Source organism: Desulfovibrio sp. 1214_IL3152 (assembly GCF_036763055.1).
In the GTDB taxonomy this organism is placed as follows: domain Bacteria; phylum Desulfobacterota; class Desulfovibrionia; order Desulfovibrionales; family Desulfovibrionaceae; genus Desulfovibrio.
In genome coordinates this window covers 20328-33882 of sequence record NZ_JBAIYW010000334.1, presented here as the reverse complement: position 1 = coordinate 33882, position 13555 = coordinate 20328, and the positions used below count along the sequence as shown (strand labels likewise).

Below are 13555 nucleotides of genomic sequence, written 5' to 3'. Positions count from 1 at the left end.
GACCTGGGACTGCCCTGCCTTACCGCGGCCGGTGGCCCGCTGCGTCAGGATTCCGTGCGTCACGGGCTGGCCGTGTTGCCCGCCGGCACTCGGCATGTGCTTATTCATGATGCGGCCCGGCCTTTTGTCAGCCCCCAATTGATACGCGCCATTTGCGCTTCCCTCGAATCGGGCGCACCGGGAGCAATTCCGGCCCTGCCGGTAACGGATACCATAAAGACCGTGTCGCATGGTCTGGTGACAGGCACCTTGCCGCGCCATACGCTCATGGCGGTGCAGACCCCTCAGGGCTTTAGTCTCGAGCTTCTGCTTCAGGCGCATCAACATGCGAAGACACAAAACCTGAATGTCACTGACGACGCCTCTCTGCTGGAAGAACTGGGCTATGAAGTCCGCGTGGTAGAAGGAGAAGCCGCCAACGTGAAAATAACCAACCCAGAAGATATGGATCTCTTGCAGGATCCCCCTGTCCTGCCCCGCCCGTGTACAGGCATGGGCTACGATGTGCATCGCTACGCTCCAGGGCGGCCCATGCGTCTTGGCGGCGTGCTCATTCCCACGGGGCCGGAGGTGGTCGCGCATTCCGATGGCGATGTGCTGCTGCATGCGCTTACCGATGCAGTGCTCGGCTGTGCCGGTCTTGGTGATATCGGTCAGCACTTTTCCGACAAAGACTCCCGTTTTGACAACATTTCTTCAGCGCTCCTGCTGGATGAGGCCCTGGATATGGCACGCCGAAAAGGCGTGCAGCTATGCCATGCAGACCTTACCGTCATCGCCCAGAAGCCCCGTATCGCCCCCTACCGCGAAGAAATCAGAAAAAATATCGCCCGCCTTCTGTCGCTGCCCACCGACTGCGTCAACATCAAGGGCAGTACGGAAGAGGGGCTTGGTTTTACGGGCCGCGCCGAAGGCATCAAGGCATATGCCGTTGTCACCGCGTGGGCAGGCGCCCGCGCCGCTTTCGCGCCGCCGTCTTCTTTGCAACGCGACATCTGATTCACAAGGATCGCCATGAACACAGAACTGTACCGTCCCTGGTTCGCTCACTACGATGCCTTTGTGCCGCGCATTACAGAGGCATGGGACAAACCACTCTATGCCATGCTGGACGAAGCGGCGGAAAAGTACCCCAACCGCCCGGCGGTCATTTTTCATAACACACGAATTTCTTACAAAAAATTGCGGGAAAAGGCAGAGCTTTTTGCAGGAGCGCTCAAACGTCTCGGCGTAAAAACCGGGCAGCGCGTGGCTCTCATGATGCCCAACATGCCCCAGACCGTGGTGGCTTTCTGGGGCATCATCAAGGCCGGGGGGGTGGTTGTCATGACCAATCCCCTGTACATGGAAAAAGAAATCATTGCCAACATGCAGGATTCCGGGGCAGAGCATATTGTCATGCTTGACCTGCTCTGGCCCCGCGTGTCTGCCCTGCGGGACCGCCTGCCACTGCGCAACTTCATCATCACCGGCGCAGCGGATGCATTGTCTTTTCCGCTCAACTGGCTGTATAGGCTTAAAAAATCCCGTGGCAAAAAAATTTCCATTCCCTATGACGGCAAGCATGTTTTTGAATGGAAAAAACTGTTCAAAGGTGCTGAGCGCTATTCAGCCCCCATTGCCGATCCGCACACAGCCCCCATCATGCTCCAGTACACGGGCGGCACCACGGGCCTGCCCAAAGGCGTCACGCTTACACATACCAACCTTGGCACCAACTGCCGCCAGGTGCTCGACATCATCAATGTGAAGGCCGAAGACCACCACTCTTTTATCTCCATTTTGCCTTTCTTTCATGTGTACGGCCTCACTACCGGCCTGATCATTCCCATTGCGCTGGCTGCCACCACCCTGCCTTTACCGCGCTATGTTCCCCAGGACGTGCTGCGCCTGATCGGCAAACACAAGCCGAGCGTTTTTCCTGGCGCGCCCTCGGTGTATATTTCGCTTTTGCAGCAAAAAAATCTTGCCCAGTACGACCTGCGCTGCATCAAGATCTGCGTTTCCGGCTCAGCGCCCCTGCCGAGGGAAATTTTCCGGCAGTTTCAGGACACCACGGGCGCTTCCATTCTTGAAGGCTACGGACTTACCGAAGCCTCACCGATCACCCACTGCAACCCATTGGGCAAACAGGGGCAAAAACCCAACTCCATCGGCATGCCCCTGCCCGGCACTGATGCCCGCATTGTGGATATGGAAGGTGGGTCTCTCACCCTGCCCCCAGGCAAGATGGGCGAACTTATCGTTTCCGGCCCTCAGGTCATGAGCGGCTACTGGCGCCGCCCGGACGAATCTGCCAGCGCGCTGCGCAACGGCTGGCTTTACACCGGCGATCTGGCTACCATGGACGAAGACGGCTATTTTTATATAGTGGACAGAAAAAAAGACATGGTGATCGTCAACGGCTATAACGTCTACCCGCGTGAGGTGGACGAAGTGTTGCTGGAGCACCCCAAGGTCCAGGAAGCCGTAAGCGTGGGCATACGCGATGACGTGCGCGGCGAGGTGCTCAAGGCCTATGTGGTCGCCCAGGAAGGCGAAGAACTCACCAAGGCCGACATCGTTGCCTGGTGTCGCCAGAAGCTGGCCGGCTATAAAGTGCCGCGCCTTGTGGAGTTTCGCAAGGAACTGCCCAAAACCATCGTGGGCAAGGTGCTCAGGCGCGCCCTGCGCGAAGAAGAAGAAAACAAGGCCGCCAAGCGCAAGCAACGCAAGGCCAAAAATGCGGCTCCTGCTGCGGAAAACAGCCAGGAACAACCTCAAGAGAATGCCTGATGCGTCTGCTGGTTCAAAGAGTTACTGAAGCTTCCGTGAGTGTCGATGGCCGCCAGGTGGCGGCCATCGGCCCCGGCATCATGGCTCTGGTGGGCTTTGGGCAGGAGGACGGCCCGGACTTCCACTGCAAGCCGGCCTTTCGCGGCATGGCCCAAAAACTGGTTGGTTTGCGGATTTTTCCTGGTCAAGGTGAGCTTGCCAACAAATTTCATACCTCGGTTGAAGAATTCGGCGGACAACTTTTGCTTGTGCCGCAATTTACCCTGTATGCAGATTGCCGCAAGGGCCGACGCCCGTCTTTTACAGATGCGGGCAACCCGGCATGGGCCGAACCAATGTTTGAACATTTCGCGAAGATAGTTGACGAATCTTGCAGCGTCAGCGTATCTTCAGGTATCTTCGGCGCCGACATGGCGGTGCGCCTTTGCAATTGGGGTCCTGTCACCATCTGGCTTGACTCGCTCAGCCTGTACGGCAGTTGACGCCCGCCTACCCCCAGGAGGCCCGGCCCCGTGTTTACCCTGCAAGCGGAGTCCCACAAAAACGTTACAGTCCTGCGTTATCTGGGCGACATGCTTTTGCCTGATGTGCCGCAGTTCAGCCGTCAGCTTGAGACGCATCTTCTGGCGCCGGGCATCAGACAGGTTGTGCTTGACCTGAGCCATGTAAACAAGGTGGATACATCCGGCCTTGGTGTGCTTGTCAGCGCCAGCACCAAAAGTCGTGGACACGGCAGAAGGCTTGTGCTGCTCACGCCTGCTCCACACGTTGTTGAGCTTTTGAAAAAAGTGGAAATCGAAGGGTTTTTTCCCACCTTTGACAGCGAAGAGGAATTGAAGGGTTTTATTCCTGACACTGCGGACTGACCACGACTGAAAGCTCGGTCGCGCAGGTCATTACGGATGGTGCATGGTGCAATACTATCTGCGGCATTACTTCAATCCCGATTTTGACTACCTCCACCTGAAACCCGGTGGAGAGAACGGCTCTTCTGACGTTTACAGCCTGGGTTATGTGCAGAATGCCATCAACGGGCAGGTTCTGGCCGAAATCATTCCTCTGGAGGATGCGGGACCGGAGCCGGATCCACGTTTTATCCTGGATAAACCCCGCTTTCCTACCGGCCCCAACACCCGCATTGATCCCCACTACCCCAACTATCTGCTGGCCGCTGCCAATGGCTATGTTTTTTACCTGGATGGGAAGATTACGGTCAAATGCCTGCTCAATGTGCGGCAGGACGTAAGCTTTCAGACCGGGAACATTTTTTTTGTGGGCGACATGGCAATTCACGGCTCGGTGCGCGCGGGTTTTTCTGTACAGGCCAATAACGTGCGCATTATGGGCATGGTCGAAGGCGGCGTGGTGCGCGCCAGGCGTAATCTGCTCATTGACGGCGGCGTGCGCGGCGGCGCGGGACAACACAGCCTGGTGGACGCCGGAGGCAAACTGCTTTCTCCTTTTCTTGAAAAGGTGGAAGCACGCGCCCGGGACAATATCGTTATCGAAAAAAGCTGCCTTTATTCTACTGTTTACGCCGGAGCCAGTATGGTGGTGCGGGAACAGGCGTACGGCGGCATCATCAATGCCTACGGCAGTATGTATGTGGGCAGGCAGTTGGGCAACAAGGCGGGCATTCCCACCAGAGTCTACCTTGGCTATGACCCGTTGAGCATACGTCAGCTCGAAAAAATCGATCATATTATTGCCCAACAGTCGCAGACCATCACCCACCTTAATGCAGTGGCCGGACATCTGCCGCCGGAGACCAATGATGTAAGCCGAAAACTGCAAGCCCTGCGCGAACAGCGCAAACAGCTTATCCGGCGGCGCGACGAACTGTGGGCGCGCCTGTCAATGGATGAAAGCTACATGCACAATTGCCGGCTTCTGGTTCCGGGCCGTATCTACCCCGGCGTGGAACTTTCCATTGGCCGGGCATTTCTCACCATTGACCGCATGTATGAAAAAATCACGTGCCGTCTGGTGGAACACGACATTGTTATCGAACACATGCAGCACTCGCATCTGGGCACTTCTCAATGACTCAGACACAGCAGCCCGTTTTTCACGCCATCCTTGCTCCACAAACAGACTCTGGAAATGATGCCGCGCCGGCGCTTCACGACATTGAGGCCAGAATCAACGGACGCAGCTTTGCCATGCTCGCTCCCGGCGGGCCGGAGCGAGAACGGGCGGTCATTGCTGCGCTGAGTGCTGAGCAACTGGACAACGCGCTGCCGGTTCTTCTCGGTTGCGGCATGGGGCACGCCCTGCACCTATTGCTGCAGCGCTGTCACGGGCCTGTGGCTGTGGTTGAAAAGGAGCAGGAAATCCAAAAAATCAGCGGCGTCATTGCAGGCTTGTCTGCTGAAGAGCGCCAAAGGATTCAGCTGGTAACCACAGCAGAAGCGGATGAAGCCCTACGCCAACTGACCCGCTGGCAGATGCGCCACAGCGGGCTGCGCCTGCTGCCTGTGGCCCTTCCCTTCTACCTGCGCCTTGACCGCTCCTATTACGGAGTCTTGCAGAAAGAGCTTGCCGCCAGCACCCGCTTCGATTTCTGGGGCCGTGCCGTCGGTCCCCGCTTTACTGAAAATCAGCCGCGCGTCCTGCTGCTCACGAGCAAATACTTTCTTATGGGCGAACTGGAAGGGGCCTGCTGCAAACTCGGCATTGAGCACAGGCTTGTCCGCATCGAGGATGAAAGTGTTGCCTGCACAGACTTTGTGGAGCAACTGCTTGAGGCCGTTATTTCCTTCCGGCCCGACTGCTGCATAACGCTCAACCATATGGGCGTGGATGTGGAAGGCGTCCTCATGGACCTTCTGACCCGGCTGCAGTTGCCCCTGGCTTCCTGGTTTGTGGACAATCCCCACCTCATCATCCATCTCTATTCATGTTGCGTCAGCCCCTGGACCACCCTGTTCACCTGGGATGCGGACAACATCGAAAGCCTGCGTCAAACGGGCTTCAAACACGTTTTCTATCTGCCTCTCGGCACGGACCCTGACCGCTTTCACCCCGGCCGCGGCACAGAAGCTCCGGATTCGTGGCAGGCTGACATTTCTTTTGTGGGCAATTCCATGCTCTACAAGGTGGGCGGCCGCCTCAAGCACGGTCGTTTTCCCCGTCCGTTGCTGCTGCCTTTCCTTGAAATATCCCAAGCCTTCATGGAAAGTGACCAGCGCTCTGTAGCCGAGTTTCTGCGCGGTGCGTTCCCTGACGTTTTTGCGCACTATCAGGCCCTGCCCGACAACGAAGCCCGGCTGGCCTACGAGACCGCCATTACATGGCAGGCCACACGCCTGTACCGCAATGGTTGCGTACGCCGCCTGCTGCCGCTGCGGCCTCTCATTGTGGGAGACGCTGGCTGGCGATCCGAGTTCAGGCGCGAAGCCTTTCAGCCGCGCTATATGGACGCCCTGAGCTATTATGTTGATTTGCCGCGCTTTTATTGCCGTTCGCACATTAATTTCAACTGTACCAGCAAGCAGATGAAAGGGGCCGTGAACCAGAGAGTTTTTGACGTTCCCGCAGCCGGAGCATTTGTGCTCACAGACTGGCGACCGCAGATGGAACACCTCTACGACCCGGAAGAAATGGTCTGCTACCACGATCCGGATGAAGCCCCGGACCTGGCGCGCTATTATCTGGCCCACCAGCAGGAACGCCGTGATATCGCCCAACGGGCCAGACGGCGCGTACTGGCCTGCCATACCTGGGCGCACCGGCTGCAAAGCCTGCTTGAGCAGATGCGCCAGGTCTACGGAACCCCCGCCACAAAAAAAATCACAGTACCCGGACCAGACGCATGAACGCGGACCCGATTCTGGTTCTCCAGATGCACCGCATGGGAGACCTGATCCTCACCATGCCCCTGCTTCGTCACCTTCTGCGCCATTGGCCCGGCCACGAAGTCTGGGTTGCCGCTGAGCCGCACTTTTTTCAAGATCTCATGCCGCTGGCCCCCCAGGTGGTGTTCTTTCCCTCTGCCCACGGCCCCGCCCTTGGAGAGCGCCACTATGAACTGGCCCTGAACCTGAGCAGCCGTCCGCAGGCCCTGGCCTGTCAGGCGCACTTGAAGGCCAGGCGCAAGTTTGGTCCGGAACTCGTCACACACGGCCCACTGCCGGACGAAGGCACGCTGGGACAACAGCACATCAATGGATTCTGGCAGCTCTACCGCGCCGCGCTGACCCACAACAACCACAATAACGCCTTTCACTGGGCAGACCTGTATATGCTGGATCTTTCACCGCAGCCCGATCTTACGGGCGTATTCCGGCCATCACCCCGTTCGGCGGGAACAAACCGTGTGGGCATGGTTCTTGGCGCCAGCGAACTTGCCAAGCGGCCCGATGCGGATTTTTGGGTGCGGCTGGCGCGGCGTTTGGCCGCAGAAGGGCTGTTGCCGCTATTTTTGGGCGGCCCGGCGGAGCAGGATCTGGGACAGGAGGTCGCCCAAAAGGCCGGACTGCCGGGAGCCAACCTTTGCGGCCGTCTTTCACTCAAGGAACTGGCTGCCCTCATGCGCACTCTTGACCTGTGCATAACACCGGACACAGGTCCCATGCATCTGGCCGACTTTGTAGGCGTTCCCGTGCTCAATCTCTCAATGGGACCGGTTCACGCCAGGGAAACAGGGCCCTCCGCCCCCGGACAATATGTTCTGCGCGCTGCCATGAGCTGCGTGGGCTGTTGGCAGTGTTACCGTGGACGGCTTTACTGCAAGCACGCGTTCACGGCCTCCGGGGTTGCCGGACTGAGCCTGAGCCTTTTGCGCACCCCCGCCAACCCGGCAGTGCCGCAGGGCCTGCGCTTGTACCGCACCGGGCGCGATGCCCTGGGGCTGTACACCCTTGAGCACGCGGGCCATAAGGCGGACACAAGCTGTCGGTCACTGCTTGAGGATCTGTGGCAGGCTGTTTTTCTTTTTCTTTACAATCCGGCGCAACGCCCTCTGCTGGTCGGCAGGCTGGAACGTCTGCGAACGGCTTTTCCCCATCTGGCTAAAAGCGTAACGCTCGGACTTGCCGGGCTTTGTGCCAGTTTTTCACGTCACCTCAGAAAAGGTGCGCACGTCCTGCCAGATGACTTCTGGCGCTCCCAACCTCCCGTAATCCGCCTTTTCAGCGGATACCTGCATATGCGCATGCAAAATGACGGCTATTCTTCCAAAGCATGGCATGCCGCTCTTGAAGATCTGGAAGAAATCACCGCCCTGTTCATGGCCTCTTCCTGATTTTTCTTTTTCCCGCCCTCTTCTTTTCGTTCGCCTTCAGTCTTCCGGCTTTGCATCCCCGGCAATACTTGCCTTGCTGTTTCTGTCTAGCATGTTAACCTTTTGAATTAAATTGTTTTTATTTTTTGGAACACTCTTTGTATTACACCGGGTGCAAGGAGTGCATGATGCAGATTATTCCTACAAGTGCCGCGTCGTTCGACGCCCTCTTTACCAGCAGCAAGGATGAAGGCTCGTCTTTTGCCGATTTTTTCTCCGCTGTTCACGATGCCATCGACAGCGTGGAACGTGGCGAACACGTTTCCGCAAGCGCGGCAGCATCCGAGGCGCCGCGCGTGCAAAGCCCTTACAGCCGAACCACCACCAACGGCGTCACCTATACTCTTGATGAAGTATGCTTCACCAAACAGGAGCTGGCAGAGCTGCGGCGGGACCTTCTCAAAGCAGGCGCGCCGCTCGACGCCCTGAAAAAGTTTGACGCCCTGGCGGACCAGCCGGACGGCGCAACCCTTGCCCAGGTTATGGCGAGCCTGCAAAACATGGGGGGCAGCGTTGCTCTCAGTGATGAAGACAAGACGCACATCAGCACCCTGCTCAAGAAGATAGACCCCTCCGGCGTGCTTGAAACGCGCGTGCAGCAGCTTATAGGTGAGGGCAAGGGCGAAGCGGCCCTTGACTCCATCTACTCTTTCATGGCGCACCTTGATCCCACTGCCGGTCTTGATGTGGAAACTGCCGAAGCTCTGGCCTTGGGCCGCGGAATCGGACTGGACACGACAAGCCTGCAAACTCTGCTCAAGAGCTTTGGCGGCAACGATGGCATGAATCTGCTCATGGGGCAGTTTTCTTCTCTCATGGCTCCGGCGGCCCATCATTTTACCGAGCAAAAGACCGCACAAAAGCAGCTTGATGCAGCCCTGCAGCAAACATTGCAGCCTCTTGTAAGCAAGGCTCGCGCCCGCACCGAAAAGGAGCTTCAGGCGAGCGCTCTGCGCAACAAGGAAGCACAGCAGAGCAAGATTCTTATAGACCAGACCGTACAGAAAAATACCCGGCATATGCTGGAAGAAACGCTCACCGCCAACAGCCAGGACGGGCAAAAATTTCAGGACCTCAAGAGTGCCGAACACCAGAGCAATGCCGTGAGCAGAAAGCTTGACGGCAGCCAGAGTGCGGGCGTGGGTCATGCGGGTGCGCAGGGTAGCAAGGCGGAAACGGCGTTCACCCGCGTTTCGGCCAATACGGAACAGGCGTCCAACCAGCAGAGCACGACCCAACAACATGGCGAAGGCCCCGAGCACGCCGGAAAGCAGAATGACGCTGGCAAGAATGGGCAGGCCGGATACCAGGCATTTGGCGAAGACCGGCAAAGCAGCGCCAAAGACTCCAGCCGTGACGCCTCGTGGGGCGAAATGACCCGCAAGGTAGACGTGCAGCCGCTCTTTAACGGCAGACAGGACAATCAGGCGGCAGCAGCAGCTCTGCAGACCCTGGATGCTGCAAATCAGGCATCGGCGGAAGTTTCGCGCCCCGCTCCCATACCCCGCTATGTGGCGCAGCAGGTGGAACAGGGGCTGCTCTCAAGCTTCAGAAGCGGCACTACCCGACTGGACCTGCAACTGCATCCCCAGGAGCTTGGGGCCATCACGCTCAGCCTCAGTCTGCGCAACGGCGAAGTCAGCGCCACCATCCGTTCTGAAAAGACCGAAACTGCCGAAATGGTCACCCGCCAGCTGGAAGCAATCCGCACCAATCTGGAACAGCAGGGGCTCAAGGTGGACAAGGTTGAGGTGCAGCTCAATTCACGCCAGCAGGACGAAAATGCCTGGCAGAACCTGAACCAGCACAACTCATGGCAGGAAGAAGATGCCCGCCGTGAAGAACTTTCCCGGCTGAAAAACCTCTCAACAATGCGTAATACAAGAAATAATTTAGATGAAACAACATTGGAACAGCCTGTGCATTCTCATACGCATGCGGCAAGATATACCACCCGTTCTTTGCATGTGGTGGCGTAAAAACAGCCCGGCGTGAGGAGCAACCATGTCCAGCATTACCCAATCACTGAACAATACCAATAATGAATTCAATACTGCCCTGAGCAAGCAAAAGGGCAGTAACCTGGACAAGGATTCCTTCATGCTGCTGCTGGTAACGCAGTTCAAGTATCAGGATCCGCTTAACCCTATGGAAGACAAGGAATTTATTGCCCAGATGGCGCAATTTTCCAGTCTTGAGCAGCTTATGAATCTCAATACAAGCATGGAAGGGCTCACAAGCGCCACCAACAACCAGCAGATGATCAATGCCACGTCCTACATCGGCAAGCAGGTCACTGTGAGTGGCAACAGCATCGGCAAGGTTACCGATGAAACCACCAAGGAAGCTACCATTACACGCTTCCGCTACGCCCCTGCGGACAATACCGTGGGGGGAACCATCACTGTGCGTGATGCCGAAAACAACGTCGTTTACGTGGAAGAAGTCAGCCCCAAAAACAAGGGAACCACATACGAGTTCCAGTGGAACGGCAAGTCCACCGACGGCACGGTTGCGGGCGATGGTGTGTACACCGTCAACCTTGTATTGCGCGACTCCAACGGCGACGCGGTTCTTTCCGACCAGGTGGTGGATGCCAAGGTCACCGGCGTGGTTAACGACGGCGGCGTGGTCTATCTCGGCCTTGCGGGCGGCCAACTCATGCCCCTCGCCAACGTGCGGCAGGTTACCGAACCTGCCACTGTCGCCGCCAATACGGACGACAAGGGCGATAGCGAAGACAAGCCCGCCGAAAGCGACAAGGACAAGACAGCGGCGGAATCGGCCGCCAGCCCCTTGAGCATCGGTGATGTCAACATCAGCAATATCAACCTGAGCGGAAAACTTTTTTAGCAGACAGCATCACAGATAAAGATGGGGCAACACCACGATAGCGCCCCTCTGAAGATAGATATCCCCTATCCCGAGACACGGAGGAAGTTATGGGTCTTTCAGCAAGTATGTGGACAAGCGTTTCAGGCTTGCTCAGCCACGGTCAAAAGATGAACGTTGTCGGCAACAACATAGCCAACGTGAGCACGCTGGGCTTCAAAAGCCAGCGCATGGACTTCAACGACTACCTGTATCGAGGCATCGGAACCACCAGCGGTCCCAGCCAGATCGGCGCGGGAGCCAGCGTTTATGCCATATTGGGCGACTTTTCTCAGGGTTCGCTTGAGAGCACCAACTCGGTAACTGACCTTGCCATTGACGGCAACGGTTTCTTCCAAGTGCGCAAGCCCAACAGCAAGCAGATGTATTACACCCGCGCGGGCGACTTCTATTTCAACAAGGATCGCGAGCTTCAGAACCCCGAGGGCTATCTGCTGCAAGGCTGGAAGGTGAACAACGAAAAGAAGCTCACCTTTAACAGCGGCGCAACCAACCTCGGCAATACCGACCTCAGCAAATCCGCCTATGTCGGCTCCGGCACGCCCACGGACATAGTGCTGGACAGCTGGAACATTATTCCCCAGCAGACAACCAACGTTACCTTCACTATGGGCCTTACCAATGACGGCAAGGGTGACCGCACCACCAGCAATACCAGCCCCATGACCGCCCTCTTCGACCTGTGGGATGCCAGCAGCAAGCCCCCCCTGGCGGATACGGCCTACGCCACGCAGTCCAGCATTGACGTTTATGATGAAGGTGGGGGAACGCACACCCTTACCGTCTACTACGACCAGGTGGATTCCAGAAAGACCGACAGCAACGGCAACACCATTTATGACATCAAGGGCTTGCCCGCCGGATACACCATATATGAATATCTGGTGACCATTCCGCCTTCTGAAGACAGGCGCAGCTATGGTGGTGAGGGCTATAACGCCGCCACGAACACGTGGACCAAAGAACCCACCAAGTTTTATGACGATCCCATAACGGGAACCAACAAACAAGCCGGCGTGCTCATGAGCGGCGTCATGATCTTTGACGCCAGCGGACAGCTGGTCAACCAGACGGCGTACAGCTACGGCGCAACGGAAACTCCGGCGGCGAACAACCAGGTGGCCGTCAATCCGTCCCAAAAATCTTCATGGCAGCCCACCAGAACATCCAGCAACGGTCTGCCCGTTTTCTCGGCAAACTTCAGCGGTCAGCCTCTGGCAAACAGCGTAAGCGAAACCATGCAGACCAGCGTGGGCGGCACCCCTGTGAGTCAGGTGCAGAACTACATCACCGAACTGGACTTCGGCCTCAAGAATATCGGTAATCCGGCATGGAACAACCCCACCGCCACTGCCGTGAAGACCAACAGTCTCGGGCAGCCCATTGATGCCAGCGGCAATGCCTTGGGTATGGACAAATATGGCTACTATTACCTTGGATCTCCTGACGCCGGTTCCTATGGCATGACGACCTCGGTGGGTGGCGCTACGGTTTCCGTCTATGCGGACTCCACAGGATATTACTACCTGAACGGCACCGCAAAGGTGTATGGCTCTGCATCCATCGGAAATCCTGCCGCAAGTGTTGAAGCTTTGAGCAACGGCAGCAGTTATTACTTCATTGATACGACCAACAGTAACGCCAGCTGCTATAATACGACCGTTGTCGGCGGCAATACAGTACCCGCTTATCAGGATAGCTACGGCTATTATCATATAGGAGCAAACGGCCCCATATACGGCCAGACCCCCGCCAATATTGATGTGTTGCACGACAGCGGCGGCTATTATCTGGATGACGGGGCTATGCCGCACAACTATATCACCACCAGCGACTTTACGGCCATAACTGCGACGGCCTTCAAGCCTTCAGCCTACACGGTTCCTACGGACGCCTCACGGCCGGTTGCGGATACAGAAACAGCCAACAGCAGTCTGGCTAGTCTGACTACCATCTCCCGAGTCAGCGGCACTTCGCCCATAACTGGCGTGCCGGTTTTTGAAAATGTCATCAACTACGGTACGACCGTACCAACCATGACTGCCGTGGAACGCCAGGAATACGCCAGCGTGGCTAACACCACCTCCTATACCGTGCAGAACCGCACTCAGGACGGATACGCTTCCGGAACACTGAGCAACGTGAATATTGACAACGGCGGTGTGGTTTACGGCATATACTCCAACGGCAAAACCATTCCGCTCTATCAGATCGCCCTGTATGACTTCCAGAACCATCAGGGGCTGTACCGTGAAGGCGGCAACCTTTTCTCGGCCACCAACGATTCGGGCGAACCCCAGTTGGGTGTGGCTGGAGATAACGGCTTCGGTAAGACCAAAGCCTATAACATTGAGCAGTCTAACGTGGATATGACCACGGAATTTGTGCAGATGATCTCCACTCAGCGTGGATTTCAGGCAAACTCCAAGGGCATTACCACGGTGGATACCATGCTGGAAACCGTTATCGGCATGAAGAGATAGTAAGGATTGCAAGCTGAAAGAACGGAGGGCGGGCCTTGGCATGCGCGATGGCCCGACTCCCTCCACAGCGTTGGGGATAGCGCTGTCTCTTTCTCTCCGTGTAAGGCGTCGGGCACATGGC

At 57.0% G+C, this 13555-nt stretch carries 10 protein-coding genes; all 10 read left to right on the top strand.

Annotated features, from left to right (window positions below; translation table 11 throughout):
- A partial coding sequence (ispF, locus tag V6C07_RS07265; protein WP_333535694.1) for a 2-C-methyl-D-erythritol 2,4-cyclodiphosphate synthase occupies window positions 1-999 on the top strand: 999 nt, incomplete at its 5' end.
- A gap of 15 nt (window positions 1000-1014) precedes the next feature.
- A complete protein-coding gene (locus V6C07_RS07260; RefSeq protein ID WP_333535693.1) occupies window positions 1015-2775 on the top strand; it encodes a long-chain-fatty-acid--CoA ligase in 1761 nt (586 codons plus the stop codon).
- A complete protein-coding gene (dtd, locus tag V6C07_RS07255) occupies window positions 2775-3257 on the top strand; it encodes a D-aminoacyl-tRNA deacylase (protein ID WP_333535691.1) in 483 nt (160 codons plus the stop codon). Before V6C07_RS07260 ends, dtd begins: the two co-directional genes overlap by 1 nt.
- A 30-nt stretch (window positions 3258-3287) precedes the next feature.
- Window positions 3288-3641, top strand: a complete 354-nt coding sequence (locus V6C07_RS07250; protein ID WP_333535690.1) for an STAS domain-containing protein — start codon at window positions 3288-3290, stop codon at window positions 3639-3641.
- Window positions 3642-3684: 43 nt separating this feature from the next.
- On the top strand, window positions 3685-4821 hold the full coding sequence (locus tag V6C07_RS07245) for a FapA family protein (RefSeq protein ID WP_333535689.1): 1137 nt from the start codon (window positions 3685-3687) through the stop codon (window positions 4819-4821).
- Window positions 4818-6593, top strand: coding sequence for a CgeB family protein (locus tag V6C07_RS07240; RefSeq protein ID WP_333535688.1), 1776 nt, complete (start codon window positions 4818-4820; stop codon window positions 6591-6593). Before V6C07_RS07245 ends, V6C07_RS07240 begins: the two co-directional genes overlap by 4 nt.
- The gene (locus tag V6C07_RS07235; RefSeq protein WP_333535687.1) at window positions 6590-8020 is read left to right on the top strand and encodes a glycosyltransferase family 9 protein; all 1431 of its coding nucleotides are present in this window, start codon (window positions 6590-6592) and stop codon (window positions 8018-8020) included. Before V6C07_RS07240 ends, V6C07_RS07235 begins: the two co-directional genes overlap by 4 nt.
- Before the next feature lie 164 nt (window positions 8021-8184).
- On the top strand, window positions 8185-10038 hold the full coding sequence (locus tag V6C07_RS07230; RefSeq protein WP_333535686.1) for a flagellar hook-length control protein FliK: 1854 nt from the start codon (window positions 8185-8187) through the stop codon (window positions 10036-10038).
- 25 nt (window positions 10039-10063) lie between these two features.
- Window positions 10064-10912 (top strand): flagellar hook assembly protein FlgD, encoded by an 849-nt coding sequence (locus V6C07_RS07225; protein WP_333535684.1) that lies wholly within the window; start codon window positions 10064-10066, stop codon window positions 10910-10912.
- Window positions 10913-11001: 89 nt separating this feature from the next.
- Window positions 11002-13434: a flagellar hook-basal body complex protein gene (locus V6C07_RS07220; protein WP_333535683.1), complete on the top strand. Its 2433-nt coding sequence runs from the start codon at window positions 11002-11004 to the stop codon at window positions 13432-13434.
- Window positions 13435-13555: the final 121 nt, after the last annotated feature.